This is a genomic window from Paenarthrobacter sp. E2MeOHC11 (assembly GCF_058744955.1).
The window spans coordinates 3,072,432-3,091,187 of the sequence record NZ_CP196673.1; the positions used below are offsets into that span (position 1 = coordinate 3,072,432).

Consider the following 18,756-nt stretch of genomic DNA (forward strand, 5'->3'; position numbering starts at 1 on the left):
TGGTGCGGGGCCGCAAGGGGTGGTCAAGCCCTGGTCCATTGACACCCGTCCAGCCCGGGCGTATCGTACAACCAAATGGTTGTAGATCAGCTCAGTCCAGTACCCGAACGGGACCTCGAACTCGACCGCCTGTTCCAGGCATTGTCCGACGCCACCCGCAGGGACATCGTGGCCAGGGTGACGGCAGGGGAGTACTCGGTCTCCGGGCTGGCTGCGCTCTACGCCATGAGTTTCGCGGCCGTGCAGAAGCATGTTGCGGTCCTGGAACGGGCCTCCCTGGTGACCAAGGAAAAGCGTGGGAGGGAACAGATTGTGCGGGGGAATCACGATGGACTGCAAAAAGCCCGGCATCTGTTGGACCACTTCGAAATAATCTGGCGGCAACGGGCCAGCCGGATCGCGGACATACTCGCTGAAGATGACGAAAGGGATCTGCCATGACTGTTGTCAGCGTAAGCAAGGATGCTGAGGCCCTGAGCTTCACCATCGTGGCCGAATTCGATGCCGAGGTGACGCGCGTCTGGAGGATCTGGGAGGACCCCCGGCAGCTCGAACGCTGGTGGGGACCGCCAACCTGGCCCGCGACTTTTGAAACCCACGAGTTCACTGCCGGGGGCAAGGCCGCCTACTACATGACCGGCCCGGACGGTACCAAAGCCCGCGGTTGGTGGAAGTTCACTGCCATCAACGCCCCGGACCACCTGGAGTTTGACGACGGCTTCGCTGACGAGAAGGGTGAGCCCGTTGATGACCTCGGCATCACGCACGCCGTCGTGAAGCTCGAGCCCGTGGATAGCCGCACGCGAATGACCATCACCTCCAGCTTCGAGTCCGAGGAACAGATGCAGAAGATGGCCGAGATGGGCATGGATGAAGGAATGCGTGAGGCGATGGAGCAGATCGATGCCGTTCTTGCGGAACCGGCCAACGTCTGACGACTGAACCGAAAGCAAAAAGAAGCCGACGACGGCGGGTGCCTCCCGCCGTCGTCGGCGTATGGTTTAAGTCCCGGCTGCCTCTCGAAACGGACCAGTGTCATGGCGCGATTGATCATCATGGGCCCTCCGGGTTCCGGTAAAGGCACTCAGGCGGAGCACATCGCCAGGCATTTTGGGATCCCCGCTATTTCCACAGGCGATCTTTTCCGCGCCCACGTCCGGGACAAAACGGATCTCGGCCTGGAGGCGGGCGAGTATATGGATCGGGGTGAGTTCGTACCGGACCACGTCACCACGGACATGCTCAAGCAGCGTATGGAAGAAGCCGATGCCGGCGACGGGTTTTTGCTGGACGGCTACCCGCGAACGGTGATTCAGATCGGAGCCCTGGACGAGATGCTGGCGGTTCGGGGGCAGCCCTTGGAAGTGGTCCTGGCGCTCACGGCCTCGGACAGCGATCTGCTGGCCCGTATGCTCCGCCGTGCTCAAGAGCAAGGCCGCAGCGATGACACCGAAGCCGTGATCCAGCGTCGGTTGGAGCTGTACCGGGACGAGACGCAGCCAGTCCTGACGGCTTATTCGAAGCGCGGGATTCTGTTGACCGTGGACGGATCCGGCGAGCGGGAAACCATTACGCAGGCCGCCATTGCCGCCGTCGAAGGGGCTCTGGCGGCTTAGCCGGTCGCAGGGTTGTGTTCCGCGGCCAATGTGCGGGGTTGGGAACCGAAGCGTCGCATGCGTGCAGAACAGGGTTGCATCCGGGCCCTTCGGGAAGTCGATGGACTCGCCAATGTTAACGAGGACGACGGCGGGAGGTATCCTCCCGCCGTCGTGCCCCGTTCGGCTTGCTGCATCGCATGGTTGGCGCGGCGCTCAGCCGCCATGCTTGGAATGCTCGCCCAGACGGTGCCATGAACGGTTGTGGTAGACCAAGGCGTCGCCGGGTTCGCCCGCTTCGATGTCACGCATCACGCGGGACTCCAGGGCGTGAACGGCGATGATTGTGGAGGTCCCCACCTCCATGCGATTGATGACGGCGCAGCGCACCCAGGCACGGACGTCGTCATACACCGCTTCGCCGGTTTCAAGGGTCGACCAGCGGTGCGTCTGGTCAAAGCGGTCGGCGCCGGGGGTCGCTCCAAACTTCGCCAAGTCGACGTCGTGCGCGTCCAGCAGGTGCACGACGACGGTTTCGGCGCGAGAAAGCACCTCGGAGGCAGAGGACAGTGCCGAGACCGAGAAAATCAGCAACGGAGGTTCCGCACTCACTGAAACCACCGACGATACCGTCAGAGCCACCGGTCCTTCGCCGGCATCCGCCGTGATGACGGCGACACCTCCCGGGTGGCCACGGAACAGTGCTTTGAAGTCGTCGGCCGAGAGGGACTGCGGGAAGGTTTTCTTCGGAGCCCCGAGCCAAGTGTCGGTGGGATAGGCATGAAACATCGTTAGGACACCTTGTGCGCGGAGCGCTCGAGTTCCTCGCGAACGATTCTCGTCCCTGCGCTGAGGGCACTCAGTTTGGCCAGTGCCACGTCCCGGGGGAACGGTGCCATGCCGCAGTTGGAGCTGGGGATGAGCTTGTCCGCATCGACGAACTGCAGGGCCTTGCGAAGGGTGTCAGCGACTTCCTCCGGGGTCTCGATGGTCTCGCTTGCGACGTCGATTGCCCCGAGCATGACTTTCTTGCCGCGGAGGAGCTCGATGAGGTCCATGGGCACGTGGGAGTTCTGGGATTCCAGCGAGATGATGTCGATGCTGGAGCTCTGCAGCAGCGGGAACGTTTCCTCGTACTGCCGCCACTGTGAGCCGAGCGTCGCCTTCCAGTCAGTGTTCGCCTTGATCCCGTAGCCGTAGCAGATATGCACGGCTGTCTCCACACGCAGCCCTTCTACCGCTCTCTCCAGCGCAGCCACGCCCCAGTCCTTGACCTCATCGAGGAAGACATTGAACGCGGGCTCGTCGAACTGGATGATGTCCACCCCGGCCGCTTCCAGTTCTTTCGCCTCCTGGTTCAGGATCGCAGCGAACTCCCAGGCCAGCTTCTCGCGGCTCTTGTAGTGGTCATCGTAGAGCGTGTCCACCATGGTCATTGGACCGGGAAGAGTCCATTTGATCGGCTTGTCTGTGGTTGCGCGGAGGAACTTCGCGTCTTCGACGAATACCGGCTGCTCGCGGCGCACCGCTCCGACGACGGTCGGCACGCTTGCGTCGTAGCGGTCGCGGATGCGCACGGTCTTGCGCTGTTCAAAGTCGACCCCGCTGAGATGCTCGATGAAGGTCGTGACGAAGTGCTGGCGGGTTTGCTCGCCGTCGCTGACGATGTCGATGCCGCGTCGGCTCTGCTCGTGAATAGCGATACGCAGCGCATCCTGCTTGCCCTCAATCAGCGTATCTCCGTCCAGCTTCCACGGGGACCACAGGGTCTCCGGCTGTGCGAGCCACGATGGTTTCGGCAGGCTTCCGACAACGGTGGTGGGCAAAAGTGTGTTCATGATTGACGATTCTCCGTGGGTCAGTTGACGAGAGCGGGGTATTTGGCGGTCCACTGGTCCAATAGATCCTTGTGGGGCGTGATGAAGTGTTCCTCCGTGTACTTCGCCTGAGTGATCGCGAGCTGACTGCGCTCGACGCGGTCGTAGGCGATCTGGGTCCGCGAGTAATCCTGCTCTCCCAGGCTCGGCTGATAGACGACGGCGGCGGCGGAGTTCGCGTTGTAGACCTCCGGGCGGTAGATCTTCTGGAACGTCTCCATGGTGCTGATCGTGCCGATGAGCTGGAGGTTGGAGTAGTCGTTGAGCAGGTCGCCGCGGAAATAGAAGGCGAGCGGTGCAACGCTGCCGCGTGGCATGAAGTAGCGGACCTGCAGCCCCATCTTTGCGAAGTACGCGTCCGTCAGCGAGAACTCGTCCTGCTGGTACTCGACGCCCAGGACTGGGTGACGGTTCTCCGTTCGCCGATACGTCTTGCTCGTGGAGACGCTGATGCACACCACTGGCGGCTGCGGGAAGCGTTCCTGGCACGCCGGGGAATCGAGGAATTGCTGGAACAGTTTGCCGTGAAGATCGCCGAAGTCCCCGGGAACGGTGGGTTTGCCTGACTCCGCTGCTGCCGCTGGCAGCACGACGCTGAAGTCGAAGTCACGGACGTAGGAGGAGAAGTTGTTCCCCACGATCCCTTGGTGGCGGACCCCGTTCAGCTGGTCAACGATCTGGATGTCGAGAACCTCGAACAGCGGGAACTGCTGATCCGTACCTTCCGCAGTGAACTCTATCTGCACGGAAACGATCTCAAGCTCGAGGGTGTAACGGTCCCGGTCCGGGTTGTCCCAGCTTGCGAGATCGTTGAAGCGGCGCCGAATCATGGTCAAGGCGTTGCGGAGGTTCTCCTGGCGGTGCTCGCCCCTCGCCAGGTTGGCGAAATTCGTCGTGATCCGGGAGCCCTCCGACGGGGAGTAGTCCTCGTCGAAGCGGGTCGTGCTGATGCTGAAGGTGAAGTCGTCTGCCATGTGCTGCCAATCCGTTGATGGGCCGGAGACGGCCTTTCAGAAGGTGATGTATCCATGGTGCAGCCTTCCCGAAGGTATCGGGTAACTAGGCATTACTATGCATTCATATAGACTTTTCCTATGCCCCAGCTTTCGAGCGGACTGACCCTGCAGCAGCTCCGCTATTTTATTGAAGTTGCAGCTGAGGGGTCGATCTCCGCGGCTGCCGATCTTCTCTACGTTGCGCAGCCGACAATGTCCGCAGCGATGAAGGATCTTGAGGCCCGGGTGGGACGTGCTCTCCTGGTCCGCTCCGCCCGCGGGGTAACCCTCACGGCCGACGGGGTAGAGTTCCTCGGCTACGCGAGGCAGGTCGTGGAGCAGTTCGCTCTCCTCGAGCAGCGCTACCTTGGCAGGCCACCGAGGCGACGCCTGCTCGGGGTGTCAACGCAGCACTACTCGTTCGCGGTGGACGCCTTCGTCCGGATGGTCAAGGCCTCTGATGTGGCCGAATACGAGTTCTCGCTGCGTGAGTCCCGCACCTGGGACATCATCGAGGATGTCCGGACGCTGCGCAGCGAGATCGGCATCCTCTACCGGAACGATTTCAACCGGAAGATCATCGACAAGCTGCTCCGGGAATCCGGGCTCGCGTTCACTCCGCTTTTCCTCGCCGATCCGCACATTTTCATTTCACGAAACAACCCGCTCGCCTTAAAAGAGCGTGCGACCCTCGATGATCTCGCCGGCTTGCCTCGGCTAACCTTCGATCAAGGTGCGAACAACTCTTTTTACTTCGCGGAGGAGATTCTCTCCACCATGTCCAGTAAGCAGGAGATCCGGGTCTCTGACCGTGCCACGATCTTCAACCTCATGATCGGGCTCCACGGCTACACGATCTCGACGGGCATCATCAGCGGGCAGCTCGACCCGGAGATCGTCGCCATCCCGCTCGACGTTGACGAACGCATCGAGATCGGCTGGATCGGGCACGCAGCGATTCCGCTCACCGACCAAGCGCAGCACTACCTCAGGGAATTGCGGGCCGTCGTCGCTGAGTTCGGCGTAGCGTTGCTCGACTGACCGCAGTTGAGCGGGCGGGTCATTACCCCTTCAGTGATTGGACGCTTAGCCCGTCGCAGCCGGAAGTTCCGCGCCCAAGGTGCGAAGGTAGGCCGCGAAACCCTCCGGCGCGCGGGCCTGCATCCGCCCGGAGGTCACCACCCGGGTAGTGTCCGTCGCGGTGACCACGAATCTTTGGCCGCGGAGCTGTTCCACAAGGACCCGGTCTTCGTGGGCCCGCACCTTCGGGAACCCGCCCGCCGCGAGATACGCCGAAGCCCTGATGCCCAGGTTGGCTCCATAGATGTGGGGGTGGTCCTCGCGGAACGGGTGTAGCTCCAGCCAGCGCCTCAGTACTGCCGGATCCACGTCGTCGGGGTCTGGTTCAACCGAGCCGAGGATGGCGTCGGCTCCTGCGTTGGCCAGCTCCACTTGCCGCACCAGCCAGTGTTCCGGGACCGCGGAGTCGGCATCGGTGGTCGCCAACCAGGTGGTCGCTGTTCCGTCTCCGGGCATGCGGTCCAAGGCGGCCCGGATGCCGGCGTCGCGGCTGGCACCGGTACTCCGCATTTTCACGTCCACGGCGCCGAAACGGGGGTCGGCGGAAACGTACGCTGCCGTAATGTCAGCGGAGCGGTCCGTGCAGCAGTCCAGGACCACGACGATGGAAACGCTGGTTCCCGGCCGCTCCCGCTGCAAGGCGTCCGCTGCTGTCTTGAGCGCTGCGAGGGCCTTGCCGATATGCCGGTCCTCGTTGTGGGCCGGGATCACCACAATGACGCTGGCAATGGTTTGAGGGTCCGTCATGGCGACGTGTCCGGTGCTGTGAAGACTTCCAGCATGAAGTCCTTCTCCTGATAGAGCCCGTGGGTTGGCCAGCCGAGGTGGGTGCGGGCCATGGCATGCACCGACTCGGCGTCCAACTCCCAGCCGGAAATCGGATGCCGCCAATGGCACAGAAGCAGTTTTCCGCCGGGCGTGGTGGAGGCCTGGATCCGAGCCAGGAGTTCGGTGAGTTCTTCCGGTGACAAGTAGTAGCCGGTCTCGGACAGGACCACCAGATCAAACGAGCCCTCCGGCCACTCCTGGGGCATAACCAGGTGTTTGACCTCCGCTGTCGGGTACGTCGCGAGGCGCTCGGCTGCCTGGGCCAAGGCTGCGCTGCTGGCGTCCACTCCCAGGAATGTCCGGCAACGCTGGGCCAGCTCCTCGCTCAGCGTGCCGATGGAGCAGCCCAGTTCCAATCCGGACTCGTAGCTTTCACGGGGCAAGGCAGCCAGGGTCAGTGCCCGTTTGCGGCGCTCGTACCAGCTGGTGGTGTAGCTCCAAGGGTCCTCTTCGCGGCGGTGGACCTCGTCGAAGATCCGCTCGGCGTCCGCGGCGCTGTTGTTGCCGGCCTGGGAGGGGTGCCAGGCGAACGTTTCCCATGGCCGCTCGAAGTGCTCCAGGAACGTCCCGGAAAGCAGCGTCTCATCGCCCGGTTGCCCTGACAGCGGTTCCGTTTGCGAGGCGTGGGCGCGCATCGCTTTGGCCTTGGCTTGTTGTTCTTCCTGGCTCAGGGGCACGCGTACCCAACCATTCCAGGTGGTGTCCCCAGTTCGTGCCCACAACCAGTACCAAATGGGGTATTCCAGAAGTCCGTAGCCTTCTTGTGCGGCGAGGTCCGCGGCGACCGTCCCAAGGGTGTCGTGGTCCGTATGGCCGTCGGCGCGAAAGGGGGCCACGATGACCACGTTTTCGGGCTGTATCCCCGCGGTGGTCTCCCGAACTGCCGCTTCTATGCGGTCTGCGTTTGCTGCCAATTGCCCATCCGGGAGTTCCAGAAACCGCCAGGTCGCCCTGGGTGCCAGCCCGGACACCGCCGTGTCGAATTCAGTGAGCCTGACAGCGGCAAGCTGTTCCGGCGTCGTGGTTTGCGAGTCCGGATGCGATGCCTCGCCTGCGGTGCAGAGGACCAGTTCGATCGCGGCCCCGGCCGCGTGCAGTCTGGCCAGAAAGCCGCCGGCGCCGAGCGTTTCATCGTCCGGATGCGCGGCCAACACCACGAAGGTCAGGGCCGCGAGTTCGGCTGTATCGAGCGGTAATTCGGGGAGGGCAGCAACCCCGGCCGCGGCCCATTGCTGCTCGGACGTACCAGTGTCTGCGTGCGAGAACGTCACCATGTCCGGTCTCCCTTGAGTGTCAGCCCGCCCAGCTGGGCGTCGTCGCGCATGGCGTGATGCTGCCGGATGTACAGGGACAGGTCTGCCATACGCTTGCCGTACGTTTCGTTGAACGCCAGCGGCGCGGGGCCGAGGTTTTGCGTCACCACTGTTTGGACACGCTCGACGGCGGCGGCCACCGTTCCGCGGATGCGCAGGGCTTCGCTCCAGGCGCTGGGGCCGTCGGTGTCAGCGCCGCTGTCCAGTTCGCCGGCGTCGATTCGCTCTGCCGCTTGGGCCAGGTACCCGGTGGCGGACGTGATGATCCTGTCCACCTCACCCAAGGAGGCGAGGGCGATTTGGTCCGGTTCCCTGCCGTTGTCCGCGCCCTTCGCCAGCGCGGTCTTGAAATCCCGGGCAACGGCAACTGCTCCGCCAAGCCAGCACGCGGCAACGCCCATGCCGCCCCACGCGAAGCCGGGTCGCTTGAAGTACCAGTTCTCTCCGCCAACAGGGGTTGCGGGGACTTGGCCGAAGTGGACGGTGCCGCTGGGAATTTCCTGGAGGCCGCGGCTGGTCCACGGCGGTGTTTCGCAGGACACCCCGGGGTCTTTGAGGTGCACGGCGAAGGCGGCCCGGTTGTTGTCCTCGGTGTGCGCGGTGATCACGGCACCGTCCAGTTGGGCGGCGAGCGAGCACCACGGTTTGGATCCGTTGAGGACGTAATTCCCGGCGTCGTCGCGTTTTGCCTCGAGCTTCAGGCCGGGGCCTTCGGCGGCGAAGACTCCCCAGACGCCTTCCGGATGGTTGTGATTTCCGGCCTGCTCCAGAATCGCAACGGCGTCCAAGTGAGGCTCAAGCACCCGCCCGGCCGCCACGTCCACGCCTGTGACTGAGGCCAGGAGCTCCCAGAGCTTGGCGGTGTTTCCCTCGCCGGGCTTCGGGGCCGTCAGCCCGATTTCCACGGCGATGGCAAGCAGTGCAGGGACATCGCCCACGGCTTCCCGCACCTTTTCCAGCATGGGCTCGAGCGCCTGCAGTTGAACGGGCTCGGAACTGATGCGTACGGACTGGCATTCGGTGTTGCTCATGATGCCAAGCCTAAACTAAGTAACCTTAGGTTATGCGTGCGGAAGGCAAATGAACGACGGCGGGAGGTGCCCGCCGTCGTACTTTGAGTGTTTTGTTTGTGGAGTCCTAGGCCTCTAGATGATGGCGTTCATGACGTTCCAGCCGGAACCGACCTGGACTCGGGGGAGCCAACCACTTTTCCCGTTGCCGGGGTAGAGCCAGAGGGTGCCGGCTGAGTCGCGGGCCAGGAGGTCGACGTTGCCGTCGCCGTTGAAGTCGCCGGGGGTGGCAATTGCTGTCATGGCGTTCCAACCCCAGCCAATGGCAGGTCCGTTACCGAAGGTACCGCTTCCGCCCCAATAGAGCCAGAGCGTTCCCATGGTGTCCCGGCCAACGAAGTCCTGCGTGCCGTTTCCATTGATATCGCCGATTCCTCCGAGATAACTCAGGGGCTCGAAGCCGCTACCTACTTGCACTTGTCCTGCCCAACCACCCCTGCCGTTACCCCGGTAGTGGATCAAGGAGCCATAGGTAGTGCGGCCGATGATGTCCGCATTCCCATCAAGGTCGAGGTCTCCAATGGGAAACATCGTATTTACGATGCCCCATCCCCACCCGATTGGACTCCGTGCGCGCCAGCCGCCACTGCCGTCTCCGGGATAGAGCCATAAGGTGTCACTGTTATCGCGGGCCAGAAGGTCATCTTTACCGTCGCCGTTGAAATCACCAGGCGCCGCGATCTCGGTCATCACGTTCCACCCTTGACCAACCTGCGTTCGATTTAGCCACCCTCCGCTGCCATTTCCGGGGTACAGCCAAAGGTTTCCGTTGGCGTCGCGGGCTAGCACATCGGGCTTTCCGTCACTGTTGTAGTCGCCACGTATGTCTTTTGGGGCGATCGTGATGGTGACCGTCGGGGTTATCGCATCGGGGCTGATGCCGTTCGTAGCCGAGACGCGAAAGCTGTAGACACCCGCGGTTGTAGGTATACCGCTGAGTGCACCGTTAACAAGCGTCAAGCCTGGGGGGAGCGATCCGGAGGCAACCTGGATTTTCGGGGTGAGGGATCCAGAGAAACCAAAGCTCCCTGAGTAGAACGATCCGACACGCCCTTGCGCGGGTGTCGGCGAACCAATGAGCTGCGGTGCCTTGTCGGTTCCGTCGATTACGGTGGCGGTGTATCCATTGGTCGCGTAGATCCTATTGGTCTTTTCATTGATTGCCAGTTCGTGGAAGCTGGTCGACGACGTCCTCACGAAACCGGACGTCATAGCGGCTACGTTGTAAACGCTGATCCCGCTGGAAGATGAGACGTACACCTTGTTGGTGGTCGCATTGACCGCGATGTCCCTAGTAACGTCATCCGCTGGGAAGCTCTTCTGTGTCTCACTGTCCCCATCTACCTGAATCAGCGTTTGGTCGTTCGGATGAAGAGCAAAAATTGTGTTTGTCTTTTCATTGATGCCAAGGAATGCGGGTGCGCGTCCCGTTTGGATGCTGTGCACGGCTCGAGTAGCGCCGTTGACGACCAGTAGATCGCTTCCTGTTGGAATCGATTGGCTCGTCGCATAGACCCTATCTGTACTGAGGTTTATTGCAAGATCATCTATATATTTTCCCTTGGCGATAAGAGTTATAGCTTTGGTCGCCCCATCGAATTCTGCTAGGAAGCCGGCATCGCCACCAAAGTAGACTCTATTGGTAGTTGGATTAATGACAACTTGATAGCGATAACCGTAACCCTCTATGTTGTGCGGCACGACAGTTGCGGTGTTTGTCAATCCGTCGATGATGGTGAGTGCTTTTTCCGATGGTATGTATATCTTGTTAGTTACTTCATTGACAGCCACTCCCCAACTGGTGGTGCCGATATCGATCGACTTCACAGAATTGGATTTTCCGTCGATGACCGAAACCACATTGCCGCCGCGATGACCGATATAGATCTTATTTGTTTTCGAATTGACGGCTGCGATCCCGGGCCAGCCTCCTGTCGTCACAGTTGCCGACTGGTTGGTCGAACCATCGATCACGGTGACCGTCCCGTGGCCCTCGTTGGGGACGTAGACCTTGTTGGTCACCCGATTGATGGACATAGTCTCTGGGTTGGAGCCCACAGGAACTTGCGTGACTTCAACATCTGCCCGGGCAGTCGTGGCCGCCACCCCCACCAATAGGGCTGATGCCATGGTGGTGGCCAGCAGCCCTGCCGAAAGACGCTTCCCCGCCGAGCGTGAAAACAACATAGAAAAACCCAGAGCAGCCAATGGCTCAACCCCCAAAATCCAATGCGCGACTATCGCTTCAACCAGCGAATCCTACAGCCCGCACGGCCCGGATTGTGATCTGCGCCGCATTGTGGCGTCAGCTCGGCTCACGACCCGGAACGCCCCAACGCGCTCCACCCCCACGAAAGTTCCCGTGGGTCCCAACATGAAGCGCATCTTCACAGCTTTTGTCACGCTTGTCACATCTTGTTGTCATTAACGGTGACAAGTTCCGTAGCTTGGAAGGGTCAGCATTCCCAAGCTCAAGGATCACCATGCCGCAGCCCAACGATTCCGCAACCGTCCCCACTGACTCCCACAGCCCGCCGGGAAAGAACCCGGGCAATGTTGCAGCCAAGCCAAGCTTCCTCAGCAACCTCGGAGCGGACCTTCCCGCATCCCTCGTAGTCTTCCTCGTCGCACTCCCTCTTTCCCTGGGCATTGCCGCCGCCTCCGGAGCCCCCGTCATGGCCGGGCTCATCGCCGCAGCGGTCGGCGGCATCGTCGCAGGCAGCCTTGGTGGTTCCCCACTGCAGGTGAGCGGCCCCGCAGCCGGCCTGACCGTCGTCGTTGCCGGTCTCGTGGACGAATTCGGCTGGGCGGTGACATGCGCCATCACGGTCGGCGCCGGCGTCGTGCAGTTACTCATGGGTGTCAGCCGCATCGGCCGGGCCGCGCTGGCAGTGTCGCCCGTGGTGGTCAAGGCGATGCTCGCCGGCATCGGCATCACCATCATCCTGCAGCAACTCCACGTGCTGCTCGGCGGCCAAGCTGCTGGGTCCGCCGTCGAAAACCTGACGGCCCTGCCAGCGGCCATCACCAACGTGGAGCTGCACTCGGCGTTGCTGGGGCTTGCCGTTGTTGCCATCTTGATGGCCTGGAAGTACTTGCCGGCAGCGGTGCGAAAAGTGCCTGGCCCGCTGGCCGCCGTCGTCGCCGTCACTGCCCTGTCCGTGGCGGTGGCTCCAAACGTTGAGCGCATCAGTTTCAGCGGCTCCATCTTCGACGCCATCGCACTGCCAAGCCTGCCCGACGGCAACTGGCGCGCAGCGGGCATGGCCGTCATTACCGTGGCCCTGATCGCGAGCATCGAATCGCTCCTGTCAGCGGTCGCCGTCGACAAAATGCACGGCGGCTCGCGCACCAACCTCAACCGCGAACTGGTGGGCCAAGGCTCCGCCAACGTTGTCTCGGGCATGCTCGGTGGCCTCCCGGTGACCGGCGTGATTGTCCGCAGCGCCACCAATGTTGAAGCCGGCGCCGCGAGCCGCACCTCCGCCATCCTGCATGGCGTCTGGGTCCTCGTCTTCTCCGCCCTGTTCGCCGGGCTCATCCAACTCATTCCGCTGTCCGTGCTGGCCGGCCTCCTGCTGGTCATCGGCGCGAAGCTCATCAAGGTCGCCGATATCCGTACCAGCCTCCGCACCGGAGAGCTCCTGGTTTACAGCGTCACCCTGGTGTGCGTCGTGGTCCTCAACCTGCTCGAAGGCGTCATGATCGGCCTGGCCCTCGCGGCGCTGTGTGTGCTGTGGCGCGTTCTCCGGGCGCAGATCAATGCCCACGCGCCCGCCGGTTCGACCCTGCCGTGGCGCGTCACCATCGCCGGATCGTGCAGCTTCTTCGCCCTGCCCCGGCTCAACCGCGTCCTCCATTCCATACCCGAAGGCCAGGACGCCGTGGTGGAACTCAACGCCGACTACCTGGACCACGCCTTCCGCGAAGCGCTGGTGGCCTGGCAGAAGCAGCACCGCAACACCGGCGCCTCGGTGGTGCTGGAGGAACACGGAACCACCGCCTTCACCGATGCCGAGGACAACACTCCCCAGCGGCAGGACCCGCGTGAATTCCCGCTGCCGCCGCGCACGTCCTGGCTGCCTGCTGAGGCGGTCACCCCGGCAGGGGACGACGACGGCGGGCGGCTGCCGCTGCGGTCAGTCCTCCTGGGCATCGACAAGTACCACCGTCGCCACGCGGACAAGGTCAGGCCACTGGTTCAGGACCTCACCGAGGGACAGAACCCTGACACGCTGTTTGTTGCCTGCGTCGACTCACGGGTCAACCCCAACCTGATCACCAGCAGCGGACCGGGTGACCTCCTGACGCTCCGCAACATTGGCAACGTGGTGTGCAGCGACGGCCGGGATGCCTCCATTGATTCAACGCTGTCCTTCGCAGTCAAAGCGTTGTCCGTGGACTCGATCGTGATCTGCGGGCACTCCAATTGCGGTGCGATGAAAGCCGTCATTGCTGATGCTGAGGGTTCTGCACCTGCCCTGGGCGCGGGATTCGATTCCTGGCTGGAGCATGCGCGTCCCAGCTACTCGGCGTTGCTCGCCGGCCACCCTGTTGCCCGCGCTGCCAACGCCGACGGCTACAGCCGGCTCGACCAACTGAGCATGGTGAACATTGCTCTGCAGCTCCGCAAATTGGAGGAGCACCCTGTCACCGGTCCAGCCCTGGCTTCCGGTCACGTGCAGGCCACGGGGTTGTTCTATGACATCTGCACGGCCCGGGTGGTGCTGGTGACGCCTGAGGGAATCGAGCAGCTGGATCCGAGCATGGCTGTCCGTTAGACCCTGTGGTTGCGGTGCGCCACCACCAACTTTGAGCTATGGACAGGCCCCGACACGCCACTCTGACGGCGCGTCGGGGCTGGTTCGCCTTCAAAGTGGGTGGTGGCGGTACGGGCTCAGGCGCCGGCGTCCGGTAGGCCCTTAACAAACTCCTCGATCCTCGCGAACACGTTTGCTTGGGCCGCCTGCGAAGCCCGCCAGTCATTCGGGATCTGGAGGGAATGGTCTGCGCCCGGGATTTCCACGAACGTCCCCGTAGTTTCCGACTTTCGACCACCATCCCAGAGTTTGTCCTCGGATCCGCCGATGAAAAGGTCGGCCTTGTCCGTGTGGCTGATTGTCTGCCGGACGGTCGTGTCTGTCAGCAGCGGCGTGAGCCAGACACCTGCCGTCTGTGCTTCCTCGGCCCAAGGAATCGCCAAGGTCCCGAAGGACTTTGCAACCACCAACCGCTGGCTTGCTGCGGGGGCGCCGGCAAAAGCCTGCTCCGCCGCCCGCGCCACGAAAGCATGCGGGGCAGCTCCGGGCTCGTCATCGGCAGTCCACCTGACCGCTTGGACATGCCAACCCAACGCCGCGAGCATTTCGCCAACCCAGAAAAGGACCGGGCCCTCAACCGGGTACCCCGATCCCGGCAGGAGCACGGCTACCTTGGTCTCTGTGGACTCGTTGGTGGCTTTGGACTATGTGAAGGACTCCATCGCCCTATGCTAACGGGCACCAACGTGCGGAATACTGTACCCAGATCCATGATGTCCGGCAGGCGAGGGCTGTCGGGCGAGGAGGTGGCTGAACGTGAATGCCGGGAACAACGCCTTCAGGCGAAAGCTTGAGCGTGGCGCGGAACTAAGGGCAGTGCGTGGATGGGGTGGCAGCGCCCAGGAGGACGCAGAGCTCGAAGCTGCGGATGCCGAGGAACGTGACAAGCGCCGGAAGGTGGACGACGCTGCCCGCGCTGAATACCTGATCCGCGACGCCATGCAGCAAGGCAAATTCGACAACCTCAAGTACGCGGGAAAACCCATCCCAGGGCTGGGGGAGCACTACGATCCCGACTGGTGGGTCAAAGGCCTCATCCAGCGCGAACGGCTCAGCGGCATCGGCCCTCCGGCCATTTTGCTGCGGATCGAGGACTCCGCACTCGACGCGAAGCTGGACCAGCAGTACACGGGCAAACAGGTCCGGGACATTCTTGAGGATTTCAACAAACGCGTCATCGAGGCACGGCGGCAATTGCAGGGAGGCCCTCCGGTGATCACCAAGCTCCGCGATGTGGACGGTGAACTGGAACGTTGGCGTGAGCGCCGGGCAGCCGTGGCTCCTCTTGAGCCCGAACCCGCGCCGGACACCAAGCGAACATGGTGGCAGCGACTTTGGAACGGCTCCGGCTAACCCAGTTGGGTTGGGGGCGCACAACAGCAGCCGACGGCGGGACTGACGTTCCGCCGTCGGCTGCTGTTTGTTTGTGGTGCCGTTAGGCGAAGCTGTCTTCCTTGGCGTTCGGCTGGGTATCTTCGGACACGGGCTCTGGCTTCCGCCTCAGCATCGAGTACAGGTGCGCCTGCTGCTGGCGGAAGTGGCCGTGCGCGGTGAGGCCGAACTCGTAGGCGGACTCGGCATGCTGGGTGAGATCCACACCGGTGACTTCGTGCTCGTGGGCCACGCGGAATCCGATGGTCTTGTGGATGGCCCGGCCGATGACCAGGGTGCCCAAGCCGGAGAGGGCAATGGTGATCAGGACGGCCATGGTCTGTGCAATGAGCTGCTGGGGACCGCCACCGTAAAGGAGGCCGCCGCCGACGCCGTCCACGGGCAGGGCGATGAAGCCCAAGGACAACGTACCGATGACACCGGCCCCGAAGTGCACGCCCACAACATCCAGGGAATCGTCGAAGCCGAACTTGTATTTCAGGTCAACGAACACTGCGCAAGCGGCGCCGGCCACGAGGCCCAAGCCCAGGGCGGCAAGCGGGCTGATGTTGGCGCAGGACGGGGTGATCGCCACGAGGCCGGCCACTACGCCGGACGCCGCACCAAGGGAAGTCGGGTGTCCGTGCCGGATCTTCTCTACGACGAGCCAGCTCAGCATGGCCGCGGCCGGGGTGACCAGGGTGTTGACCCAGATGAGGCCTGCCTGCTCCACCGTGGTGGCAGCGCCGCCGTTGAAGCCGAACCAGCCGAACCAGAGAATGGCTGCGCCGATCATGATGAACGGGACGTTGTGCGGGCGGTGGTTGGGGTCTTTGGCGAATCCGTGACGCTTTCCCACGATCAAAGCGAGGACGAAAGCGGCGGTTCCGGAGCTGACCTCAACCACTGCGCCACCGGCGAAGTCGATGACCTGGCCGAAGATTTCAGTGAGGGCGCCGCCTGCACTCATCAGGCCACCGCCCCAGATCATGTACGCCAGCGGGCAGTAGACCACCGTGACCCAGATCGGCACGAACAGTGCCCACGCGCCGAACTTGGCGCGGTCGGCGATCGCACCGCTGATCAGGGCAACGGTGATGATGGCGAACGTTGCTGCGAAGCCTGCCTTGATGAGGTCAGGTGAGCCCATGAGGTCCTGGAGCCCGAAGTGCGCGAACGGGTTGCCGAACAAGCCGAGGAAACCGTCGCCGGTGGTCATCGAGTAGCCCCACAGGACCCAGACGACACCCACGATGCCCGCCGAGATGAAGCTCATCATGATCATGTTGAGCGCTGCCTTGGCGCGGGTCATGCCGCCGTAGAACAAGCCGAGGCCCGGGGTCATGAATAGCACCATTGCCGATGACAACATCAGCCAGACGTGTTGCGCAGAGATCTCCACCTGCGTTCCCTTCAAGCGTGTCCGAAACGGGGCCGTTGTTGCACGGCCCTTGCTAGCCCCCCGATCAATATTCGGTGAGCTATGTTTCCGACTCAGAAGAGCTAAGTTGCAGGTAAGTTACAGAAATCCCGGATTCGTGAAGATCACGTCACTAGCGTGTTTCGGGAATGTTAACGGCGTTTCTCGCGACCCCCGGCAGGATAGCCGCCGCGACGGCTGGCGATGATGATCACCAAGGCAATCGCAGTGGGAATCGCGGCCGCCAACGGCACCCATTGGGCACCCGCCGTGGTCAGGGCGAAGGCCCCGTACACAGCCCCGACGGCGATACCCAGTTGGATGGTCACCACGGTGAGGCCGTTGGCGGCATCCTTATGTTCACCGCCGGCACGGAGAATGGCCGCCTGGTTGTAGATGCCGACCGCTCCGAATGCGATACCCCAGAGCGTCATCAGTCCGAACGCGCCCACCCAGGTGCCGCCCAACGCGGGCAGCAGTGCGAAAGCAAGCGTTAAGAGTCCGACGGCGGCAATCACTGAGGAGCGCGGGCGTGAATCCGCGGTCATGCCGGCAATCCAGATTCCCACCAGGCTGGCGATGCCCACCACTGACAGGGAAAGGCTCGTAGCGGATTCCGGCAGCCCGGAGGCGAGGAGGAATGGGGCAACGTAGGTGAAGAGCGTGAAGTGGGCCAGCAGCAAAAGCGGCCACGCGATGGCGACGGCGATGACCCCCGGCAGCTTCATGGCTGCGCGGAGCGACGGGGTCTTCTGGTTGCCAGGATCGTGTGCGGCGGGGAGGAGCCAGAAGGCCAATACTGCCAGGAGCGCACCCACCCCGGCGAGCACCAGGAACGAGGCCCGCCAGGTCATGAGCGAACCCATCAACGTTCCGATGGGAGCACCGACGGCCAGGGCGATGCTGTTACCGCTGAAGACTACGGCCATGGCCTTGCCCACGGAGTGTGCGGGAACGATGCGCGCCACATACGGCGCCATGCTGGACCACAGCATGCCGTGGGCGATGCCGCCCAAGAGCCTGGCTCCAATCGCCCAACCCAAGGTGGGGCTCAGGGCGAGCAGGACATTGCTGAGGGCGAACGCCAGAACGGTAGCGATGAGCAGGGTCTTCCGGGGCACTCTTCCGGCGAGGAAGCGCGACAACGGCAGCGCGGTGAAGACGATGATTGCTGCGTACACCGCAGTCAGGGAACCGACCGCCGATTCGTCCACTCCGAGGTCCCGGCTGATTTGGGGGAGCAGTCCCGATGGGAGGAGTTCGGTTGTCACAGCGGTGAAACCGGCCGCAGCCAGGACCAGAAGGCCACCCCACGGGATCTTCTTGGGGAGTTGCGGTGCAGCAGGTGCCGCCTCGGGCGATTGCGTACCGACGACCAAAGGGTCCTGCTTCAAAGGTGGCTCCTCAAGGATGAGTCATTTTTTCATGGGGGTTCCTACAACGTTATGCAGCCACGGCGATGCGAGGGAGTCTCTGTCAGAAACCCCCTTCGCTCCAACACACTTTGTCAGTCAGGCATTCCTCGCGCAGACTGGGCCTGTGAAGCCCTTCCTTTTGCTGGCCACCCGCGCTGAAGACGCCGCAGCCGATGACGAGTACCAGGCCTATCTCCGGTACTGCGGCCTGGAACCGGAAGAGCTTGTTCGTCTTCGGTTGGAATCCGGGCCGCTGCCGCCCCTGGATCTGTCGGACTACTCAGGCGTGATAGTTGGTGGCAGCCCTTACACCTCCAGCGATCCTGTGGAGGAGAAGAGCGCAGCCCAGATAAGGGTTGAAGCGGAGCTCTCGGCGTTGCTGGACCGGATTGTGGCCGAGGACTTCCCGTTCCTGGGCGCCTGCTACGGCGTTGGGACCCTTGGCGTGCATCAGGGGGCTGTGATCGATCGTCGCTTTGGCGAACCTGTGGGGCCCACGGAGATCAAGCTCACTGCTGAGGGAGAGCGGGACCCCATGCTTCGCGGTGTTCCGCACAGTTTCGAGGCGTTTGTGGGTCACAAGGAAGCATGCAGCGAACTGCCCGAACACGCCGTGCTATTGGCCAGCTCGGCGGCCTGCCCCGTGCATATGTTCCGGATCAATAACAACCTCTACGCCACGCAATTCCACCCCGAATTGGATGCCGACGGTCTCATCACCCGCATCAACATCTACAAGAACTCCGGCTACTTTCCCCCGCACACCGCCGATGAACTCATCGAATCGGCACGCCAGTCGTCCGTGACGGAGCCCATGCGCGTGCTCAGGAACTTCACGGAGCGCTACGCCCGCCAGCAATAACGTCGCGCCGCCGGGCGTTCAGCGCCTCCCGATGAGCGGCCACTTCAGCCGAAAACGGTGCCCTCAGCAAAGGTGCCAGGCAGGGATTGGGGGTGTTCCCGGCGTCGCCG

The 18,756-nt window shown here is 62.8% G+C and carries 17 protein-coding genes; 7 read left to right on the forward strand and 10 right to left on the reverse strand.

Annotated elements, in window-relative coordinates; genetic code table 11:
* The first annotated feature begins 75 nt into the window (after positions 1 to 75).
* The 3 genes from ACSSVG_RS14440 (at position 76) to ACSSVG_RS14450 (ending at position 1,616) form a co-directional block, all read left to right on the forward strand.
* Positions 76 to 441: an ArsR/SmtB family transcription factor gene (locus ACSSVG_RS14440; RefSeq protein WP_231341970.1), complete on the forward strand. Its 366-nt coding sequence runs from the start codon at positions 76 to 78 to the stop codon at positions 439 to 441.
* Complete coding sequence (locus ACSSVG_RS14445) at positions 438 to 935, forward strand: SRPBCC family protein (protein ID WP_492415313.1); 498 nt, start codon at positions 438 to 440, stop codon at positions 933 to 935. Before ACSSVG_RS14440 ends, ACSSVG_RS14445 begins: the two co-directional genes overlap by 4 nt.
* A gap of 102 nt (positions 936 to 1,037) precedes the next feature.
* Positions 1,038 to 1,616: an adenylate kinase gene (locus ACSSVG_RS14450; RefSeq protein WP_492415314.1), complete on the forward strand. Its 579-nt coding sequence runs from the start codon at positions 1,038 to 1,040 to the stop codon at positions 1,614 to 1,616.
* Between the two features lie 195 nt (positions 1,617 to 1,811).
* Here ACSSVG_RS14450 and ACSSVG_RS14455 read toward each other — a convergent pair whose 3' ends face one another.
* Genes ACSSVG_RS14455 through ACSSVG_RS14465 form a run of 3 tightly spaced genes read right to left on the reverse strand, consistent with a single transcriptional unit; the run spans position 1,812 to position 4,446 of the window.
* The gene (locus ACSSVG_RS14455) at positions 1,812 to 2,384 is read right to left on the reverse strand and encodes a flavin reductase family protein (protein ID WP_253464394.1); all 573 of its coding nucleotides are present in this window, start codon (positions 2,382 to 2,384) and stop codon (positions 1,812 to 1,814) included.
* Between the two features lie 2 nt (positions 2,385 to 2,386).
* Positions 2,387 to 3,433, reverse strand: coding sequence for a methionine synthase (locus tag ACSSVG_RS14460; protein WP_492415315.1), 1,047 nt, complete (start codon positions 3,431 to 3,433; stop codon positions 2,387 to 2,389).
* A gap of 20 nt (positions 3,434 to 3,453) precedes the next feature.
* Positions 3,454 to 4,446: a DUF1852 domain-containing protein gene (locus tag ACSSVG_RS14465; RefSeq protein WP_231343273.1), complete on the reverse strand. Its 993-nt coding sequence runs from the start codon at positions 4,444 to 4,446 to the stop codon at positions 3,454 to 3,456.
* A 120-nt stretch (positions 4,447 to 4,566) separates the two neighbouring features.
* On the opposite strand from ACSSVG_RS14465, the gene ACSSVG_RS14470 reads away from it, so the two are divergent.
* Positions 4,567 to 5,508: a LysR family transcriptional regulator gene (locus ACSSVG_RS14470; protein WP_231343272.1), complete on the forward strand. Its 942-nt coding sequence runs from the start codon at positions 4,567 to 4,569 to the stop codon at positions 5,506 to 5,508.
* 45 nt (positions 5,509 to 5,553) lie between these two features.
* Here the strand turns inward: ACSSVG_RS14470 and ACSSVG_RS14475 are convergent, their stop codons facing one another.
* The 4 genes from ACSSVG_RS14475 to ACSSVG_RS14490 form a co-directional block, all read right to left on the reverse strand.
* Positions 5,554 to 6,294, reverse strand: coding sequence for a glycosyltransferase family 2 protein (locus ACSSVG_RS14475; RefSeq protein WP_492415316.1), 741 nt, complete (start codon positions 6,292 to 6,294; stop codon positions 5,554 to 5,556).
* Positions 6,291 to 7,649: a PIG-L family deacetylase gene (locus tag ACSSVG_RS14480; protein ID WP_492415317.1), complete on the reverse strand. Its 1,359-nt coding sequence runs from the start codon at positions 7,647 to 7,649 to the stop codon at positions 6,291 to 6,293. The genes ACSSVG_RS14475 and ACSSVG_RS14480 overlap by 4 nt, the downstream gene beginning before the upstream one ends.
* Positions 7,643 to 8,719, reverse strand: a complete 1,077-nt coding sequence (locus ACSSVG_RS14485; protein ID WP_492415318.1) for an acyl-CoA dehydrogenase family protein — start codon at positions 8,717 to 8,719, stop codon at positions 7,643 to 7,645. Before ACSSVG_RS14485 ends, ACSSVG_RS14480 begins: the two co-directional genes overlap by 7 nt.
* A gap of 114 nt (positions 8,720 to 8,833) precedes the next feature.
* On the reverse strand, positions 8,834 to 10,945 hold the full coding sequence (locus tag ACSSVG_RS14490) for an FG-GAP-like repeat-containing protein (protein WP_492415319.1): 2,112 nt from the start codon (positions 10,943 to 10,945) through the stop codon (positions 8,834 to 8,836).
* 296 nt (positions 10,946 to 11,241) lie between these two features.
* Here ACSSVG_RS14490 and ACSSVG_RS14495 point away from each other — a divergent pair, with 296 nt between their 5' ends.
* The gene (locus tag ACSSVG_RS14495; RefSeq protein ID WP_492415320.1) at positions 11,242 to 13,539 is read left to right on the forward strand and encodes a SulP family inorganic anion transporter; all 2,298 of its coding nucleotides are present in this window, start codon (positions 11,242 to 11,244) and stop codon (positions 13,537 to 13,539) included.
* A gap of 116 nt (positions 13,540 to 13,655) precedes the next feature.
* Here ACSSVG_RS14495 and ACSSVG_RS14500 read toward each other — a convergent pair whose 3' ends face one another.
* On the reverse strand, positions 13,656 to 14,183 hold the full coding sequence (locus ACSSVG_RS14500) for a hypothetical protein (RefSeq protein WP_492415321.1): 528 nt from the start codon (positions 14,181 to 14,183) through the stop codon (positions 13,656 to 13,658).
* A gap of 151 nt (positions 14,184 to 14,334) precedes the next feature.
* Between ACSSVG_RS14500 and ACSSVG_RS14505 the strand changes: the two genes are divergently transcribed.
* Positions 14,335 to 14,931 (forward strand): DnaJ family domain-containing protein, encoded by a 597-nt coding sequence (locus tag ACSSVG_RS14505; protein ID WP_492415322.1) that lies wholly within the window; start codon positions 14,335 to 14,337, stop codon positions 14,929 to 14,931.
* An 82-nt stretch (positions 14,932 to 15,013) separates the two neighbouring features.
* Here the strand turns inward: ACSSVG_RS14505 and ACSSVG_RS14510 are convergent, their stop codons facing one another.
* Positions 15,014 to 16,351 carry an ammonium transporter gene (locus ACSSVG_RS14510; RefSeq protein WP_253464372.1) on the reverse strand — a complete coding sequence of 446 codons (1,338 nt, stop codon included), beginning with the start codon at positions 16,349 to 16,351 and terminating at the stop codon, positions 15,014 to 15,016.
* A gap of 170 nt (positions 16,352 to 16,521) precedes the next feature.
* Positions 16,522 to 17,748 (reverse strand): MFS transporter, encoded by a 1,227-nt coding sequence (locus ACSSVG_RS14515; RefSeq protein WP_231341610.1) that lies wholly within the window; start codon positions 17,746 to 17,748, stop codon positions 16,522 to 16,524.
* Between the two features lie 160 nt (positions 17,749 to 17,908).
* Here ACSSVG_RS14515 and ACSSVG_RS14520 point away from each other — a divergent pair, with 160 nt between their 5' ends.
* The gene (locus tag ACSSVG_RS14520; RefSeq protein WP_492415323.1) at positions 17,909 to 18,646 is read left to right on the forward strand and encodes a glutamine amidotransferase; all 738 of its coding nucleotides are present in this window, start codon (positions 17,909 to 17,911) and stop codon (positions 18,644 to 18,646) included.
* The last annotated feature ends 110 nt before the right edge of the window (positions 18,647 to 18,756 follow it).

Coding starts and splice junctions, on each gene's coding strand:
- ACSSVG_RS14440 (WP_231341970.1), top strand. CDS start 76: ATGGTTGTAGATCAGCTCAGTCCAGTACCCGAACGGGACCTCGAACTC.
- ACSSVG_RS14445 (WP_492415313.1), top strand. CDS start 438: ATGACTGTTGTCAGCGTAAGCAAGGATGCTGAGGCCCTGAGCTTCACC.
- ACSSVG_RS14450 (WP_492415314.1), top strand. CDS start 1,038: ATGGCGCGATTGATCATCATGGGCCCTCCGGGTTCCGGTAAAGGCACT.
- ACSSVG_RS14455 (WP_253464394.1), bottom strand. CDS start 2,384: ATGTTTCATGCCTATCCCACCGACACTTGGCTCGGGGCTCCGAAGAAA.
- ACSSVG_RS14460 (WP_492415315.1), bottom strand. CDS start 3,433: ATGAACACACTTTTGCCCACCACCGTTGTCGGAAGCCTGCCGAAACCA.
- ACSSVG_RS14465 (WP_231343273.1), bottom strand. CDS start 4,446: ATGGCAGACGACTTCACCTTCAGCATCAGCACGACCCGCTTCGACGAG.
- ACSSVG_RS14470 (WP_231343272.1), top strand. CDS start 4,567: ATGCCCCAGCTTTCGAGCGGACTGACCCTGCAGCAGCTCCGCTATTTT.
- ACSSVG_RS14475 (WP_492415316.1), bottom strand. CDS start 6,294: ATGACGGACCCTCAAACCATTGCCAGCGTCATTGTGGTGATCCCGGCC.
- ACSSVG_RS14480 (WP_492415317.1), bottom strand. CDS start 7,649: ATGGTGACGTTCTCGCACGCAGACACTGGTACGTCCGAGCAGCAATGG.
- ACSSVG_RS14485 (WP_492415318.1), bottom strand. CDS start 8,719: ATGAGCAACACCGAATGCCAGTCCGTACGCATCAGTTCCGAGCCCGTT.
- ACSSVG_RS14490 (WP_492415319.1), bottom strand. CDS start 10,945: ATGTTGTTTTCACGCTCGGCGGGGAAGCGTCTTTCGGCAGGGCTGCTG.
- ACSSVG_RS14495 (WP_492415320.1), top strand. CDS start 11,242: ATGCCGCAGCCCAACGATTCCGCAACCGTCCCCACTGACTCCCACAGC.